Annotated in this window: 14 protein-coding genes; 12 read left to right on the top strand and 2 right to left on the bottom strand. The window is 54.5% G+C overall.

All coding sequences use genetic code 11. The features are described 5' to 3' along the window. Nucleotides 1-10: 10 nt before the first annotated feature. From lepB to pdxJ, 6 genes are read left to right on the top strand one after another with little or no spacing between them, the layout of a single operon-like run. Nucleotides 11-790 carry a signal peptidase I gene (gene lepB, locus RKA07_RS16960; protein WP_200370137.1) on the top strand — a complete coding sequence of 260 codons (780 nt, stop codon included), beginning with the start codon at nt 11-13 and terminating at the stop codon, nt 788-790. Nucleotides 791-817: 27 nt separating this feature from the next. After that, nucleotides 818-1,207 carry a DUF4845 domain-containing protein gene (locus tag RKA07_RS16955; protein WP_200201899.1) on the top strand — a complete coding sequence of 130 codons (390 nt, stop codon included), beginning with the start codon at nt 818-820 and terminating at the stop codon, nt 1,205-1,207. Next, nucleotides 1,204-1,893 (top strand): ribonuclease III, encoded by a 690-nt coding sequence (rnc, locus tag RKA07_RS16950; RefSeq protein ID WP_200201898.1) that lies wholly within the window; start codon nt 1,204-1,206, stop codon nt 1,891-1,893. Before RKA07_RS16955 ends, rnc begins: the two co-directional genes overlap by 4 nt. Beyond that, nucleotides 1,893-2,810: a GTPase Era gene (gene era / locus RKA07_RS16945; RefSeq protein WP_310966904.1), complete on the top strand. Its 918-nt coding sequence runs from the start codon at nt 1,893-1,895 to the stop codon at nt 2,808-2,810. The genes rnc and era overlap by 1 nt, the downstream gene beginning before the upstream one ends. A 26-nt stretch (nt 2,811-2,836) precedes the next feature. Further along, entirely contained in the window at nt 2,837-3,562 is a 726-nt protein-coding gene (recO, locus tag RKA07_RS16940; protein WP_200201896.1) for a DNA repair protein RecO, read from the top strand. 11 nt (nt 3,563-3,573) lie between these two features. Next, nucleotides 3,574-4,317, top strand: a complete 744-nt coding sequence (pdxJ, locus tag RKA07_RS16935; RefSeq protein WP_200201895.1) for a pyridoxine 5'-phosphate synthase — start codon at nt 3,574-3,576, stop codon at nt 4,315-4,317. A 26-nt stretch (nt 4,318-4,343) separates the two neighbouring features. Here pdxJ and RKA07_RS16930 read toward each other — a convergent pair whose 3' ends face one another. After that, nucleotides 4,344-7,220: an ATP-binding protein gene (locus RKA07_RS16930; protein WP_310966903.1), complete on the bottom strand. Its 2,877-nt coding sequence runs from the start codon at nt 7,218-7,220 to the stop codon at nt 4,344-4,346. Between the two features lie 222 nt (nt 7,221-7,442). Here RKA07_RS16930 and cysM point away from each other — a divergent pair, with 222 nt between their 5' ends. The 5 genes from cysM (at nt 7,443) to RKA07_RS16905 (ending at nt 13,294) form a co-directional block, all read left to right on the top strand. Then, the gene (cysM, locus tag RKA07_RS16925; protein WP_200201893.1) at nt 7,443-8,336 is read left to right on the top strand and encodes a cysteine synthase CysM; all 894 of its coding nucleotides are present in this window, start codon (nt 7,443-7,445) and stop codon (nt 8,334-8,336) included. 30 nt (nt 8,337-8,366) lie between these two features. Continuing rightward, complete coding sequence (gene rlmD, locus RKA07_RS16920) at nt 8,367-9,710, top strand: 23S rRNA (uracil(1939)-C(5))-methyltransferase RlmD (RefSeq protein ID WP_310966902.1); 1,344 nt, start codon at nt 8,367-8,369, stop codon at nt 9,708-9,710. 64 nt (nt 9,711-9,774) lie between these two features. Continuing rightward, entirely contained in the window at nt 9,775-12,015 is a 2,241-nt protein-coding gene (gene relA, locus RKA07_RS16915; RefSeq protein WP_200201891.1) for a GTP diphosphokinase, read from the top strand. Further along, the gene (gene mazG / locus RKA07_RS16910) at nt 12,012-12,866 is read left to right on the top strand and encodes a nucleoside triphosphate pyrophosphohydrolase (RefSeq protein ID WP_310966901.1); all 855 of its coding nucleotides are present in this window, start codon (nt 12,012-12,014) and stop codon (nt 12,864-12,866) included. Before relA ends, mazG begins: the two co-directional genes overlap by 4 nt. 83 nt (nt 12,867-12,949) lie before the next feature. Next, entirely contained in the window at nt 12,950-13,294 is a 345-nt protein-coding gene (locus tag RKA07_RS16905; protein ID WP_310966900.1) for a pilin assembly protein, read from the top strand. A gap of 36 nt (nt 13,295-13,330) precedes the next feature. Here the strand turns inward: RKA07_RS16905 and RKA07_RS16900 are convergent, their stop codons facing one another. Beyond that, a complete protein-coding gene (locus RKA07_RS16900) occupies nt 13,331-13,564 on the bottom strand; it encodes a hypothetical protein (protein ID WP_310966898.1) in 234 nt (77 codons plus the stop codon). A gap of 97 nt (nt 13,565-13,661) precedes the next feature. Here RKA07_RS16900 and ppc point away from each other — a divergent pair, with 97 nt between their 5' ends. Further along, nucleotides 13,662-16,307: a phosphoenolpyruvate carboxylase gene (ppc, locus tag RKA07_RS16895; protein ID WP_310966897.1), complete on the top strand. Its 2,646-nt coding sequence runs from the start codon at nt 13,662-13,664 to the stop codon at nt 16,305-16,307. The last annotated feature ends 34 nt before the right edge of the window (nt 16,308-16,341 follow it).

The following is a 16,341-nucleotide window of genomic DNA, read 5'->3' as shown; positions in this document are numbered from 1 at the left end:
AGGCATCTTGATGGATATTGATTTTCCTCTGGTTCTGGTTGTTCTGACTCTGGTGTCAGGCTTGATCTGGCTGGCAGACATTCTGTTTTTGCGTAAGCGTCGCCTTGCAGCGTCCCCGGCTGCCTCCGTGGATGGCGAGGAACTACCTAAAGAACCGTACCTGGTAGACCTCAGCCGCTCGTTTTTCCCGGTACTGGCGGTTGTGCTTATCCTCAGGTCGTTTTTGGTGGAGCCCTTTCAGATTCCTTCGGGTTCCATGTTGCCAACCCTGGAGGTTGGCGATTTTATTCTGGTTAACAAGTACGCCTATGGCCTGCGCTTGCCTGTTGCGGGAACCAAAATATTGAGTATAGGGGAGCCAGAAAGGGGTGACGTGATGGTATTCCGCTATCCCGAAGACGGCAAAACCAACTACATCAAGCGGGTGATTGGCCTGCCCGGGGATACGGTGCGCTATCGCGACAAGCAGTTGTTTATCAACGACCAAAAGGTGGAAAGCGAGTTTGTTGTGCGCTTGCCGCCGGTGGAAGTGCGCCGCGAAGATCTGGGCAAGGTAGAGCATGATATTTTCCTGACCATGGGGCGCCCGGGTGCAGCCGGAGAGGGAGAATGGCAAATCCCCGAAGGTGAGTACTTCATGATGGGTGACAATCGCGATAACAGTAACGATAGCCGTTATTGGGGCACGGTTCCCGACGAGTTGATTGTGGGCAAAGCTTTCGCGATCTGGATGCACTGGAAATCCCTCACCAGTCTGCCATCCTTCAAGCGTGTGGGTGGAATTGAGTAATTTTGACTATTCTGGAGTCCAGTTGTAATGAAACACATTAATCTGTCCGCCATGGGCCGCCAAGGCGGCGCCTCAGCGCTTGTCATTCTCATTATGGTCCTGTTTTTTGGCAGTTTGCTTACCTTGCTGATCAAGGTTGGGCCAGCGTATATGGATGACTACACCATTCAGGAAGCGCTTCAAAGTCTGGATGGCACGGAAGGTCTGTCACAGATGGGGCCGGCTCAAATTCTTACCCTGATCAACAAGCGACTGAGCGTGAACAGCATCCGGGGTTTTGATACCAAAAACATTTCTGTTGAGAAGGACGGTGAGATTGTTGTGATTGCTGTGGACTACGAAGTCCGCAATAACATCTTCCGCAACATTGATACGGTTGTTCACTTTCAGCACAGTTACGAGATGAGGGGTAAGTGAGTTCGCAACCAGACCTCGATCAACTACAGCGACGGATTGGTTATCAATTCAAGTCGCCAGAGCGTCTTATGCTGGCGCTTACACACCGGAGTTACGGAAATCAGAACAATGAACGGCTTGAGTTTCTTGGCGACTCCATTGTTAACATGGTGATTGCCGAGTACCTGTTTCAGAGTTTTGATAAAGCCCGGGAAGGCCACTTGAGCCGGCTTCGGGCTCGCATGGTTAAAGGCGTAACCCTGGCGGAGATTGGGCGAGAGTTTGATCTTGGAAGCTACATGCGACTAGGTTCCGGTGAGCTGAAAAGCGGGGGCTTTCGTCGAGAATCCATTCTTGCAGATGCAGTGGAATCGGTAATCGGTGCCATTTACCTCGATAGCGATTTTTACACCTGTCGCGAGCAGGTGCTGCGCTGGTTTGAGGCGCGTCTGCAAAAGCTGGATCTTCAGGATACCCAGAAAGACCCGAAAACCCGTTTGCAGGAATATTTGCAGTCCCGACAGTTCCCCTTGCCCAGATACGATGTTATTTCGGTAGATGGGGAAGCTCATAAACAGACATTTCATGTGTCCTGTGTGTTGCCATCGCTGGATCGGAAAACCAGTGGAGTGGGCAACAGTCGCCGTGTGGCGGAGCAGGAAGCGGCCCGTAGCGCGCTGAAGCAACTTGGCGTGGAGACACCCTGATGAATGATATTACTCGTCCCGAAAACCCCGACAGTCGTTGTGGTTTTGTCGCTATTGTCGGCCGTCCCAATGTGGGCAAATCGACGCTGCTAAACCATATTCTGGGGCAGAAACTGAGCATTACTTCCCGTAAACCCCAAACCACTCGCCACAAGGTGCTGGGTATTAAAACCGAGGGACCAGTGCAGGCGATTTATGTGGATACGCCAGGGATGCATGTGGAAGAGCCTCGCGCTCTTAACCGCTATATGAACAAAGCAGCAACTTCCGCGCTTTCTGGCGTGGATGTTGTGGTGTTTGTGGTGGATCAACTTGCGTGGACCACGGCAGATGAAATGGTGCTCGAAAAGCTGAGCAAGCTCGATTGCCCGGTTATTCTGGCGGTGAATAAAGTTGACCGGATTGAGAAGCGGGAAAGCCTGTTGCCGCACCTCGATATGCTATCCAGAAAGCGCAATTTTGCGGAAATTATTCCCATGTCTGCGCTAAAGGAAACTAATCTGGAGCCTCTGGAAAAAGCGGTGACACGTTTCCTGCCAGAAAGCGTCCACTTTTATCCGGACGATCAGATTACCGATCGGAGCGAGCGTTTTATGGCTTCGGAGATGGTGCGTGAGAAAATCACCCGCCAACTGGGCGCTGAACTGCCTTACTCCGTTGCTGTGGAAATTGAAGAGTTCCAGCATGATGGCAAGACACTCCATATATCGGCGTTGATTCTTGTGGAGCGCGAAGGCCAGAAAAAAATCATGATTGGTGATAAAGGCGATCGGCTGCGAAGTATTGGCCAGGAGGCCCGGGCCGATATGGAACGCATGTTCGACTGTAAGGTCATGCTCAAGTTGTGGGTTAAGGTAAAACGCGGTTGGGCCGACAGTGACCGTGCACTTAAAAGCCTGGGCATGAACGACCTCTGAGGCTGCCACGCCCCCCCTGAGGCACTATGAGAAGAGACGCGCAACAACAGGAGCCCGCTTATGTGATCCATCGGCGGCCCTGGCGGGAAACCAGCCTCATGGTTGACCTTTTTACTCTGAATCACGGCCGTCTTAGCGTGGTAGCCCGGGGTGCCAGCGGTAATAAAAGCCCACTGAAAGCTCAGCTTCAGCCTTTCCAGCCACTGATGCTGAGTTGGGTGGGGCGCGGCGATCTGAAAACCCTGACCGATGTGGATGTGCGTGATGGCCAGGCCCTGCACCGCACGGTTTCCCTTTATAGTGGTCTGTATCTGAATGAGTTGATACAACGGGTATTGCCCCAGGCCGATCCTCACCCCACACTCTTTGCTGCTTATATTGAAGCGCTGGGCCAGCTTGCACAAACGTCGGATGTAGAGCCGGTATTGCGAAAGTTTGAGCAGGCGTTTGCGGCTGCCCTGGGGTACGATTTTCGCTGGGATGAGGTGATGGACACGGGCAAGGCAGTCCATGCCGCACAGGTTTATTGCTACGACCCGGAACAGGGTATTGTTGCTGCAGCGTCCGCCGGTGTGCGTTTGCAAAATCTGCCTGGGGAGACGCTGCTGGCACTTGCTGGTGGGGATTATGAATCTGCCGCGAGCCGACGGGTGTCAAAGCGGGTCATGCGCGTACTGACAGATTATCTGCTTCAGGGGCGCCCGTTGAACAGTCGCAGTCTTTTTAGTCATCTTTCTATTCGCTCATCATGAGGGAGAACGACATGAATCCTAGAGTATTGCTTGGTGTCAATATCGATCATATTGCTACCTTACGTGAGGCCCGGGGAACGCGTTATCCCGATCCGGTCCAGGCCGCTTTGATGGCAGAAGAAGCCGGGGCCGATGGTATTACCATCCATCCCAGAGAAGATCGTCGTCACATTCAGGACCGCGATGTATTGCTGCTAAAAGAAGTGCTTCAAACCAAAATGAATCTCGAGATGGCGGTAACTGATGCCATGCTGGAATTCGCCGAGAAAGTCCGCCCTGAGTGTGTGTGCCTGGTTCCGGAAAAGCGGGAAGAGTTAACAACCGAGGGTGGTCTTGATGTGGTAGGTCAGGAGAAGCGCGTGGCAAATGCGTGTGAGCGCCTTGCCAAGCTTGGCGCCGAAGTCTCGCTCTTTATTGATCCAGACCCTGCACAGATTGATGCAGCAGTGCGTTGTGGTGCTCCGGTTATCGAGCTTCATACTGGCGAGTACGCTGAGGCGGTTGGTGCTGAAGCCCAGGACGCGACGTTCAAAGCGCTATCAGACGCCGTCAGTTACGCCCGCAAGAAAGGGCTAATTGTGAATGCGGGGCATGGCTTGCATTATCACAACACCGAGCGGATCGCCGCTATTCCCGGTATCAATGAACTGAACATTGGCCACGCGATTATTGCCAGAGCCTTATTCACCGGCCTCAAAGAGGCAGTTAAGGATATGAAGGCCATTCTTGATCGGGCGGGCAGGCAAGCCGGATAAGGTCTTGCAGGTGCACCCATCCATCATCAGCTGGTTTCGGCCCGCTGATGATGAGCCCGGAACATTTGCTGCCAGTCTGTTTGTTCGCTCCAGATTTGCAAACGCTCAATAGCTGACATTAGCTGGTCTTTCTGCAGTTCCATGTCAGGCGCTGAGCATTTGAGGGCGGTTTCCAGCTGGTTTGCGGCAGTTCGCAGTTCCGGAACACCGCAGTAGCGCGTGGCACCGTGCAGCTTATGCACGCACTCCAGCAGGCCGGCCAGATCACCAGTATTCCAGAGCTGGTTAATACTGTTGAAATCTGCCGGCAACTGTTCCAGCAGCATGCTGAACAACTCTTCCGCCAAATCTGTTTTCCCTGCCGCCAGTTGAATACCCTCATCCACACTTACGCACTCTCGCTGCATCTTCCGGGTGGAAGGTCTGAGGGCGCGCCTGGTGTCGCGCACCTCCGGCACAGGAATTCGGCCTGCTTCACCGGCGCTTTGGCAACGGTATCCGGTGCATTCGAAGATGGTATCTGCAAGCTGCCCGCTACTGATAGGCTTGGGCATATAGCCGTCAAAACCCTGCCGGGTCAAACGCTCCTGCTCATCTGCCAGGGCGTGTGCCGTGAGGGCAATAATGGCTGTTCTGTGGTTGCTGTTGTCCATGTCACGGATTCGGGCCGTTGTTTCTACTCCGTCCATGCCAGGCATCTGAAGATCCATGAACACCAGATCAAAGGACTTCTGCCTGGCTTTGCTCAGGGCCTCGAAGCCGCTTGAAGCGCCTTCTGCGTCTATTTGATAATCCTGCAACAGGGTCATGACCAGCTTGAGGTTGGCATCGTTGTCGTCCACTGCCAGTACGCGGGGCACATTCACCGGGGCGGGCAGTCGTGCGCTGTAGTCCTGGCGTGAAATGCCTTGTCCGGATGTGTTGATGCCGTGTACCAGGAGCAGCAATTCATCGTACAAGGCATCTCGACAAACGGGCTTTGTCAGGTGGCCACTGGCCAGCCCGGCCAGCGGGGTGTCATGGACGTCGAGGGTCGGTGTAAGAAGCAGGGTGCGGCAATCCCGCTCTATCTCCACGGCTCGCACCAGCCCGCAGTACTGGCTGGAATTGAGCAGATGCCGTGTAATACCAATGATAGCGACGGCGTACCCGGATTGGCTTTTCTGGGCCTCTTCAATCTTCTCCTGCATGGCGCTTGGGCAGGTAACGCGATCAACCGTCATTCCCCAGTCCCGCAGCAGGTGTTCAACGGCAAGGCCACAGGTTTTCTGGTGTTCCAGATAGATGGCCCTCTCGCCCCGCAAAGCGTCCCGGGGGGCGACGGCTTCGCCACTTGAGGACAGTTCTGGAGTTAGAGTGAACCAGAAGGTAGAGCCTTTGCCCAGCTCACTTTGCAAGCCAATCTGGCCGCCCATTTCTTCCACCAGCCGCTTGGAAATGGCCAGCCCAAGGCCCGTGCCGCCATATTGCCTTGCGGTAGATGCATCGGCCTGGCTGAAGGCGTTGAACAGCGATTGCTGCTGGGCCCGTGACAAGCCAACGCCGGAATCGGTAATGCTCAGGCGCAGGGTAACGCGGTTACCTTCTTTGTCTTCCTCTTCCAGGCTCGCCCGCAGAACGACTTCACCGGTCTGGGTAAACTTGATGGCGTTGTTGACGAGATTGGTAATTACCTGTTTTACCCGCAATGGGTCGCCCATTATGTTATCGGGCACATCGTTGTAGACCAGCGGTACCAAATCGAGGTTTTTGCTATGGGCAGCGGGGGCCAGCATCACCATTACCTCTTCCACAATATCCCTGAGCTGGAAGGGAACACGGTCGAGAATCAGCTTGCCGGCTTCAATCTTGGAGAAATCCAGAATGTCGTTAATGATGGTGAGCAAAATTTCGGATGATTTGCGAATGGTGCTCAAATGATCCCTTTGTTGGCGGGGCAAGGGGCTTTTGAGCAGTAGTTCGGTAAAGCCGATAATCCCGTTCAGCGGTGTCCGGATCTCATGGGACATATTTGCCAGGAATTCAGATTTTATGCGGCTGGCTTCCAGGGCTTCCTTGCGCGCGAAATCCAGCTCTATGTTCTGGATTTCAATGGTTTCCAGAGTCTCGCGCAGGTCTTCCGTGGCCTGATCAATGTTTTGCTGCATTTCGGCCTGGGCTTTGCTCAGCTCCTCTGCCATGGCATTAAGGCCAGATTCAAGCTGCTCGAATTCCGGGCCGGCCTTGGTATGAATGCGGGTGTCCAGCTTGCCTTCTTTAAGCTTTGCGACAGCTTCGTTGAGCTCGAACACTGGCCCGGTGAAGGCACGGCTCAAGCGCAGGGCGATCAGTAAACTGAAAATAACGCCACCCAGAACCAGCAGAAGGGAAATCAGTAAGGCTTTGTAGGTCTCTTTTTCCGTACGGATATGAGACATCTCCACTGCCACCCAGCCAAGCGGCTGCCTTTGCTCGGAGGAGGGCTGCTGTGAGCCCTGGTCGTGGATGGACTGAATGATCAGATCCTGGAGAAAAACAGGGTTCACAAAACGTGTACTGGTCTTGCGGGTAATCCGGCTTGCCTCTTCGCTGACCAGCTCTTTGCTGTCGAGGTTGTCTGAACTGCCGGGCCCAGTGTGCAGTAAACGACGGCGGTTGCTGTCGAAGAAGGTAATTGAGCGAACGTCCTGCTCTTCCAGCAGGGCGCTGGAAAGATTGCTCAACAGACTGCGGTTCGCCGTGAACAGGCCATATTCTGAGCCAGCCGCGAGTTGGCGAGAGAGTGACTCGCCACGATCCTTCAGAAGGCTTTCAATATTGTTAACCCAGCTATAGGTAAAAAACATCCCTAGCATAAGGGTGGTGATAAGGGTGGGAACCAGAGTAACCACCAGCACCTTTTTGCGAATGCCCCAACGTCGCATACGAAATTCCTGAAAAATAACTTAACGCCACCTTTATGGGCGGGTTACGTCCTTGTAATAGTAGGTCATCCGGGCGCGGATGTTCTGAGTATCCAAGCCGGCGGAGCCGAAAAATACGTTGCTCATATAGCCTCCAGTCATGGTTTTAGCGAGAAGCTGTATTGGGCGACCGGGGCCATAAGGCGTATCATGCCACCCAAAAGTGTACCACAGGGTTCTCATATGCATTTTCCAACAGTTGAAGATTATGTCGGGCATACGCCTCTGGTTCGATTGCAGCGTCTTCCTGGCGAGACCAGCAATGTAATTCTGGCAAAGCTGGAAGGCAATAACCCGGCGGGCTCTGTAAAAGACCGACCTGCTCTGGGAATGATTCAGGAAGCGGAGCGTCGCGGTGAGATTCAGCCCGGGGATACGCTGATTGAGGCGACCAGCGGTAATACCGGTATTGCTCTGGCAATGGCAGCCGCCATCAAGGGTTACCGGCTGATACTTATTATGCCGGCCAACATGAGCGAAGAGCGCCGTGCATCCATGAGAGCCTACGGCGCCCGGATCATTACCGTGAGCCAGAAAGAAGGTATGGAAGTGGCCAGAGACATGGCTTTGAAAATGCAGGAGGAAGGCAAAGGCAAGGTGCTGGATCAGTTCAGTAACCAGGACAACCCACTGTCGCATTACCGCACCACAGGCCCTGAAATCTGGGAGCAGACGGCGGGGCGGGTAACGCACTTTGTCAGTTCCATGGGTACCACCGGTACTATTATGGGCGTGTCCCGTTACCTGAAAGAGCGCAACCCGGATATCAGCATCATTGGCCTGCAGCCAAAAGAGGGTGCTTCCATACCGGGAATCCGCCGCTGGCCTGAAGCTTACCTGCCCAGCATATACGATGCTGCCCGGGTGGATCAGGTACTCGATATTGGCCAGCAAGAAGCCGAGGACACCATGCGTGCGCTTGCTGAGCGAGAAGGGATTTTCTGTGGCGTATCATCCGGCGGCTCAGTTGCCGCTGCACTTCGACTGTCTGCCCAGGTTGAAAACGCCATTATCGTAGCCATTATCTGTGACCGCGGCGACCGCTATTTATCCACGGGTGTGTTTCCAAACACCTGAACCTGACTGACGACACCAAGAGAACAGATTATGAGCAGACGACGCAGGAAGGCACTTCCTACGGAACCCGTACGCTGTGAAGTGGACAAGCTAAGCCATGATGGCCGCGGCATAGCTCGTCAGGACGGAAAAATCCTGTTTGTCGATGGTGCCTTGCCCGGTGAAACGGTGATGGCCAAAGTGGTGTCCAGCCGCAGCAAATTTGATGAGCTGCGTACCCTTGAGGTGCTGGAGTCTGCACCGGACCGCCAAACACCTCCATGCGAGTTCGCAGATCTGTGCGGTGGTTGTAGTCTTCAGCACATGAGTAGCGATGCCCAGATCCGCTTCAAGGAAGACACACTGCGTGAACAATTCGCGCACTTTGGCGGTATAGAGCCTGAGGAGTGGATTGAGCCGCTACGCCCTGACAGCACATTGGCTTATCGGCGCAAGGCGCGTATGGGTGTGCGCTATGTGAAGGCTCGCGAGTCGGTATTGGTTGGTTTCCGGGAGAAGCGCAACAGCTTCCTTACGGATATTGACCGGTGTGTGGTTTTGGACCCGCGCATTGGGGAGCGTATTGTTCCGCTGCGCGAGTTACTGCACAGCATGGATGCCTATGCCCGCATTCCCCAAGTGGAGATTGCCTGTGGCGACGATACAGCGGCTATGGTTTTCCGCAATATGGATGAACTGAGCAGTGGCGACCAGGAAAAACTGATTGCCTTTGGTCAGGCACACGAACTGCATATTTATCTGCAGCCGAAAGGGCCGGATACTGTTCATCGCATCTGGCCGGAATCGGCCGGCCGGCAGGATGAGCGGCTCAGCTACCGGCTTGACGCCTTCGACCTGACCATGAAGTTCCATCCCATGGACTTTACCCAAGTCAATGCAGATATTAACAAGGCCATGGTACACAGGGCCGTGGAGTGGCTGGATGTGCAGCCAGGTGAGCGGGTTCTGGATCTGTTCTGCGGGTTAGGCAACTTTACACTGCCACTTGCGCGCAAGGGCGGGCAGGTGATTGGCGTTGAAGGCGACGATGCGATGGTTGTGCGGGGCCGGGAGAATGCGGAACTGAACGGGCTTACGAACGTAGCGTTCCACGGCGCGGATCTGCACGGAGATTTTACCGGCCAGAGCTGGGCGCAGGAGGGGTTTGATAAAATCCTGATCGATCCGCCCCGGTCGGGGGCAGAAGAAATCTGCAAGTACCTGACCGCATTCGGCGCCAAGACCATTGTGTATGTGTCCTGTAACCCTGCCACCCTGGCCAGGGATGCGGGTGTAATGGCCCGAAATGGGTACCGGTTGGTACGTGCTGGAGTGATGGATATGTTTCCTCACACCACGCATGTGGAGTCGATTGCGCTGTTTGAGCGCGGCTGACAATGAATGTTGTTGTGCGCAGCAAAGGACTGCTGCGTGAACCACCAGGAATAACAAAACAGATATGGTAAAAGTTCGCGAAGACTACGCAGTGGATGGCGATGGCCAGATTGATATCGATGGTTGGGTTCAGCAGATTTCATCGCAGACCCACCTGGATGATGTGGCGCAATTCCGCAGGGCTTGCGAAAAAGCTGCTGAAATAGATCTGCAGGCCTACCGTGAAGACCGCCTGTGGGCGGCTGGTTCCAGCAGCTTTCGCATTGGCATAGAAATGGCTCAGGTGCTTGCAGAGCTGCGCTTGGATCAAACCAGCCTGGTTGCCGCCATTCTCTACCGGGCAGTACGGGAAGAGCGAGTTGCTCTTGAGGTTATCCGCAAGGAGTTTGGTGACGAAGTGGCCATGCTGATCAACGGTGTTCAGCAAATGGCAGCCATCTCCTCGATTCATCATCCGCTTAAAGGCAATGTGCTTGGGCAAAGTGAGGGCCAGCTGGACAATGTCCGCAAAATGCTGGTCACCATGATTGATGATGTCCGGGTGGCGTTAATCAAACTTGCGGAACGCACCTGTGCTATCCGCGGGGTCAAGAATGCGCCGGAAGAAAAGCGCATGCGGGTGGCCCGGGAAGTATTTGATATCTACGCGCCCCTGGCCCATCGCCTGGGTATCGGGCACATCAAGTGGGAGCTGGAAGATCTGTCCTTTCGCTATCTCCATGAGACTGCGTACAAGAAAATCGCAAAGCTTCTGGATGAAAAACGCCTTGATCGCGAGGAGTATATTCGCCGTGTTATCAGCACGCTTCAGGCTGAGCTGAAAGCTTCTGGTATCAACGCTGAACTTTCCGGTCGCGCCAAGCATATCTACAGCATCTGGCGGAAAATGCGCATAAAGGGCATCGACTTTTCTCAGGTGTACGACATCAGAGCTGTGCGCATACTGGTGCCGGAAGTTAAAGACTGCTACGCGGCACTTGGGATTGTGCATGCACTCTGGCGCCACATACCCAATGAATTTGATGACTACGTGGCCAACCCCAAGGAAAATGGTTACCAGTCTCTGCACACGGCGGTTATCGGGCCTGATGGCAAGGTAATGGAGGTTCAGATTCGCACCCACAGCATGCATGAAGATGCCGAGTTGGGAGTGTGTGCTCACTGGCTTTACAAGGGTACGGATAAAAATCAGAAAGCATCCGGCTATGAAGCCAAGATCAACTGGCTTCGCCAGGTGCTGGAGTGGCAGGAGGAATTGGGCGATCTCTCCGGGCTGGCTGATCATCTTAAAACGGACGTTGTATCAGACCGGATATACGTCTTCACGCCCGATGGGCATGTGGTTGATTTGCCTCAGGGCGCTACTCCTGTGGATTTCGCCTACCGGGTGCACACCGAGATAGGCCATGCCTGCCGCGGTGCACGGGTAGATAGCCGGATAGTGCCGCTGACCTACCCGCTGAAAACCGGGGAGCAGGTATTCGTGCTCACCTCCAAGAATAATCCCGCTCCAAGCCGGGACTGGCTGAACCCAAGCCTTGGGTATCTCCAAACGTCCCGTGCAAGAGCCAAGGTTACTCACTGGTTCAAGCAGCAGAATCGCGAACGTAACGTGACCGATGGGCGCGCCATCATTGAAGACGAGCTCAGGCGCTTGTCGTTGCACGACGTGGATTTCGGCCAGGTGGCGGTAAAAGTAAACTATCACAACGCCGAAGATATGTTTGCCGCAGTGGGTGCAGGCGACCTGCGGCCGGCGCATGTGGCCAATGTTGCCCAGCAAATGCTGGAACCGAAATCGGAACAGCTTGATCTGAAGCTGACTGCCCAGCGCCGTAAGCCATACGATACCGAATCGGATATTCACATACTGGGTGTAGGCAAGCTGAAAACCCAGGTGGCGAAGTGCTGCAAGCCTCTGCCGGGGGACGCTATAGGTGGCTACATTACCGTCGGGCGGGGAGTAACGGTTCACCGGCAGGATTGCCTTACCTTCCTGAACTTGCAGGAATTCGAGCCGAACCGGATTATTGAAGTGAGTTGGGGTGGCCAGCAAGCCTCTGTTTACCCGGTGGATATCGAAATCGAAGCCTACGACAGGTCGGGTCTGCTGCGTGATATTACCCAGGTATTGTCCTTGTCAAAGAGTGATGTTCTGGCGCTTCATACCATGACGAACCGGGATGACAACACCGCAACCATGATTGTGACGGTAGAAATCTCCAGCTTGGAACAGTTGGCGCGGTTGCTGGCCCAGATTCGTAACCTGCCCAATATTATTGACGTCAGGCGTAAGCGCTCATGACTTACTCCATTGACGATTTGAAAGTATTGATGGCCCGGCTGCGTGACCCTGAAACCGGTTGCCCCTGGGATACAAAACAAACGTTCAAAAGCATCGTGCCCCATACGCTGGAAGAGGCCCACGAAGTGGCGGATGCCATTGAGCGGGAGGATTACGGAAACCTCAAGGATGAGCTGGGTGATCTGCTGTTTCAGGTGATCTTCTACTCACAGATAGGGGATGAGGAAGGCCGCTTCAATTTTGATTCTGTGGTCGATAACCTGGTGCGCAAACTTGTTCGGCGACACCCTCATGTTTTTCCCGAGGGTACGCTGGAAAGCCGTATTGATCCGGATAACCGGCCGGACGAAGCCTGGATCAAAGAGAGTTGGGAGCGTATCAAGGCGGAAGAACGGGCACAGGCGCAAAAAGCAGACGCAGCGGATGCGCCATCTCCAAGCCGGCTTGATGGCATTGCACGGGCGCTGCCTGCGATGGTGCGTGCGGAGAAATTGCAGAGGCGGGCGGCAAGACACGGGTTTGACTGGCCAAATATCGAGCCTGTTTTTGACAAGCTCCATGAAGAGATTGATGAGCTGAAAGAGGCCTGGCAGGCCGCCGAATCCGGGAAGGGTGAGCGCGACGCCGTTGAGGACGAACTGGGCGATGTGCTGTTTGTGTGTGTGAACCTCGCCCGCTTTATGAAGGTTAACCCGGAACAGGCAATTGGGCGCACCAATCACAAATTTGAGGCACGGTTCAGGGCCATTGAACAGGCGCTGGTTCAAGAAGGCCGCGACTTTGATGGGGAAACGCTCGAAGCACTCGATGATATCTGGCAGTCAGTCAAAGGTGTGGAAAAGAAGAGCTGATCCTTGGCTTCGTCTACACTGGTTGAAGCAGGAGCGCTGTTTGGGCTCTGAGTGTCACCAACAGGATGCAGGAGTCAGGTTTGATGAAAATAAAAGATCTGGTCAGTTACTGGGATAAGCACGCAAGCCGAAAGCTTACTCGTGATACCCACCTTATGGCTTTGTCTGATCATCATCACCAGCAACTTGAGGCCTTATCGACCCTCTACCCACTGAAATCGCCTGAGGATTTGTTGCGCGACTTGATAACGGTGGCGCTTGATGAGATTGAAGCTGAGTTCCCCTATGTGCAGGGGGATCAGGTAGTTGCCTTTGACGAGGATGGCTTTGAACTGTACGAAGACAAAGGGCTTACACCGGAATTTGTGCGTCTTAGCCAAAAGCATATCAAGCGCCTGAAGGCTCGCCAGATCGAATCTGTAGCCTGATTACTCGCTCGCCATCGGTAAACTGGAGTTAAACACCTACAGCTTATGCTTGCCCAACTTTTCTTTTAGCGGATTTCGGCTGGTCAGTTCGTCCAGGGCGGCAGCCACCATGTCATTGAGAATGTCGCTTTCGTTGCGATCGGGGTAAATCTCGGCCAGAGCTGCAACTCTTGCAGCGTCTCCAAGGGGAAGCCTCAGGCTGTATTCATGAGTGCGCTCTGCAGGCTCTTTCTTTTGCTCCCATTGCTTGGGCAGATCTGTGACTTTCATGGTCGCTCCTCAGGCATCTAAACGCCAATAGACTTTTCCAGTCGTTCCTTAGTATCGTTAGTTTACTTTGTCTCCGTCAATCCATAAGGACGCCAATGTGACCGAGCTACACCCTGATCTCCGAGAAAATGTCCGAATGCTGGGCGAGTTGCTGGGGCAGAGCATACAGCGACACCCCGGCCGTGAATGTTATGACCTTATTGAGGAAATCCGGGCTGCTGCCAAATCGGACCGCCGGCAGGAAAGCGGCTCTGGTCAGCGACTGGTCAGCCTTCTGGGCAAATTAAGCGATGATGAGCTGTTACCGGTCACCAGAGCCTTCAACCAGTTTCTTAACCTTGCGAACCTGGCTGAGCAGTATCATGGTATTCGTCGCAAGCGCGGGCACCAGTCGGACCTTATGGTTGAGCCTTTGGCAGGCGTGTTCGAACGCTTGAAAACCAGCGGAGTGACGGCCGAAGCATTGCATAAATGTGTAGCCGATATGCGTGTGGAGTTTGTGCTAACGGCGCATCCCACAGAAGTCGCACGCCGCACACTGATCATGAAATACGATGAGATGTCGGAATGCTTGGCCCGTCTGGATCACGATGACCTGTTGCCGGCAGAACAGGATGCCATCACCGAGCGTTTGTCCCGGCTTGTGGCAGAAGCCTGGCACACAGATGAAATTCGACATGAGCGCCCTACGGCAGTTGATGAAGCCAAGTGGGGGTTTGCAGTTATCGAAAACAGCCTTTGGCAAGCTCTGCCCCGGTTTCTTGCCGATCTTGATACGTCGCTTCAGGACGCAACGGACCAAGGGCTGCCATTGCAGGCAACGCCTGTGCGCATTGCATCCTGGATGGGTGGCGACCGCGATGGCAATCCGAACGTCACCCATGAGGTAACCCGAAAGGTATTCCTGCTTGGGCGCTGGATGGCTGCCGATCTGTTTCTCCGCGACATCAAATCGCTGCGGGCTGAGCTTTCCATGTGGCAAGCAAACGATGAGCTGCGTGGCCTTGCCGGCGATTCCCGCGAACCTTACCGTCATGTGTTGGCGGAGCTTCGTGACCGGCTGATTAAAACCCGCGATTGGGCAGAAGCCTCTATCAACGGAGAGCCTGCCGATAGCAATGGCATATTGTTCGAAAATGAAGATCTCACTGCGCCGCTTGAACTTTGTTATCGCTCAATGGTGGAGTGCGGGCTTGAGCACATAGCCAAAGGTGCTTTGCTGGACACTATCCGCCGCGCCCATACGTTCGGCTTGCCATTGATTCGTCTCGATATCCGTCAGGAAGCCACCCGACACGCGGAAGCGGTTGCGGAAATGGTGGAGTATCTTGGCTTGGGTGATTACCTTTCATGGCCTGAAAAAGACCGACAGGCCTTTCTGGTTCGTGAGCTGCAGGGGCGTCGCCCGCTGGTCCCCCGGAACTGGGAGCCTTCCGAGCTGGTGCGTGAGGTTTTGGATACCTGCGAGGTGGTTGCACAGCAAACGCCGGAAGCGCTGGGCTCCTACGTTATTTCGATGGCCAGCAAGCCGTCTGATGTTCTGAGTGTCATCTTGCTGCTTCGTGAATCCGGCATGAAATTCCCCATGCGTGTTGTGCCCTTGTTTGAAACCCTGGACGACCTGCAAGGTGCGCCTGAAAGCATGGCCGCCTTGTACGAGGTGGACTGGTACCGGGACTACTGCCAGGGACGTCAGGAGGTCATGATTGGGTACTCGGATTCGTCCAAGGATGCCGGCCAGCTAATGGCTGCCTGGGCGCAATACCAGGCCCAGGAAAAGCTTACTCAGGTGGCAGGTCGTTACGGCGTGCACCTGACTCTGTTCCATGGTCGGGGGGGAACTGTCGGCCGAGGTGGTGGACCCGCCAATCGTGCGATTCTTTCCCAGCCTCCCGGTTCGGTAAATGGCAGTTTCCGCATTACAGAACAGGGCGAAATGATCCGGTTCAAGTTCGGCCTTCCCCAGCTTGCGGTGCAAAGCCTGACGCTATACACCACAGCTGTTATTGAGGCGACTCTGGCACCACCACCTGAGCCAGAAGATGCATGGCGAGACACCATGGACTGGTTGACGGAGCGATCGCTCAAAGCTTATCGGGATGTGGTTCGGGAGAATCCGGATTTTGTACCCTATTTCCGCCAGGTAACCCCCGAGCAGGCTTTGGGAAAGCTGGCGTTGGGCAGCCGGCCAGCCAGGCGTAAAGCCAGCGGTGGAGTGGAAAGCTTGCGGGCTATTCCCTGGATTTTTGCCTGGACTCAAATGCGGCTAATGCTACCCAGCTGGCTTGGCAGCGACGTGGCGTTGGAAGATGCAGCTAAAGAGGGACGCTTGCCTGTCTTGCGTGAGATGATGCATGGCTGGCCGTTCTTCCGCACCTATGTAGACATGCTTGAAATGGTGTTGGCCAAGGCGGATCTGCGCATTGCCAGTTACTATGAGAAAACTCTGCTGGACGACGATAAGCTCAGAGCGCTCGGGGTAAGCCTGGGTGCTCGTCTTGAGGGCTGCGTTCAGCGCTTGCTGGAACTCAAGGAACAGGACAAGTTGCTGGAAGACGAGCCGGTTTTTGCTCACTCCATGCGCGTTCGCAACCCCTACACAGATCCCTTGCACTATCTTCAGGCAGAATTGTTGAGGCGTGACCGGGAGAGTGAAGGCAAAGGAGAGGTTCCTGAGCTGGTAGAACGAGCACTTAAGGTTACAATGGCGGGAATTTCCGCCGGAATGCGCAACACCGGCTAAATCGGCCGGGAATGGATAGAGGGGCAGAGGCGCC

Origin of the sequence: Marinobacter xiaoshiensis (genome assembly GCF_031631795.1) — a bacterium.
Taxonomy (GTDB): domain Bacteria; phylum Pseudomonadota; class Gammaproteobacteria; order Pseudomonadales; family Oleiphilaceae; genus Marinobacter; species Marinobacter xiaoshiensis.
The sequence above is the reverse complement of the archived record's forward strand: the minus strand, read 5'-3'. Positions and strand labels throughout refer to the sequence as shown.

What these genes read in the sequence shown, in the direction of transcription:
- cysM (WP_200201893.1), top strand. Translation starts at nt 7,443, where the DNA reads ATGCATTTTCCAACAGTTGAAGATTATGTCGGGCATACGCCTCTGGTT.
- RKA07_RS16930 (WP_310966903.1), bottom strand. Translation starts at nt 7,220, where the DNA reads ATGCGACGTTGGGGCATTCGCAAAAAGGTGCTGGTGGTTACTCTGGTT.
- era (WP_310966904.1), top strand. Translation starts at nt 1,893, where the DNA reads ATGAATGATATTACTCGTCCCGAAAACCCCGACAGTCGTTGTGGTTTT.
- pdxJ (WP_200201895.1), top strand. Translation starts at nt 3,574, where the DNA reads ATGAATCCTAGAGTATTGCTTGGTGTCAATATCGATCATATTGCTACC.
- RKA07_RS16900 (WP_310966898.1), bottom strand. Translation starts at nt 13,564, where the DNA reads ATGAAAGTCACAGATCTGCCCAAGCAATGGGAGCAAAAGAAAGAGCCT.
- RKA07_RS16905 (WP_310966900.1), top strand. Translation starts at nt 12,950, where the DNA reads ATGAAAATAAAAGATCTGGTCAGTTACTGGGATAAGCACGCAAGCCGA.
- mazG (WP_310966901.1), top strand. Translation starts at nt 12,012, where the DNA reads ATGACTTACTCCATTGACGATTTGAAAGTATTGATGGCCCGGCTGCGT.
- rlmD (WP_310966902.1), top strand. Translation starts at nt 8,367, where the DNA reads ATGAGCAGACGACGCAGGAAGGCACTTCCTACGGAACCCGTACGCTGT.
- recO (WP_200201896.1), top strand. Translation starts at nt 2,837, where the DNA reads ATGAGAAGAGACGCGCAACAACAGGAGCCCGCTTATGTGATCCATCGG.
- RKA07_RS16955 (WP_200201899.1), top strand. Translation starts at nt 818, where the DNA reads ATGAAACACATTAATCTGTCCGCCATGGGCCGCCAAGGCGGCGCCTCA.
- lepB (WP_200370137.1), top strand. Translation starts at nt 11, where the DNA reads ATGGATATTGATTTTCCTCTGGTTCTGGTTGTTCTGACTCTGGTGTCA.
- relA (WP_200201891.1), top strand. Translation starts at nt 9,775, where the DNA reads ATGGTAAAAGTTCGCGAAGACTACGCAGTGGATGGCGATGGCCAGATT.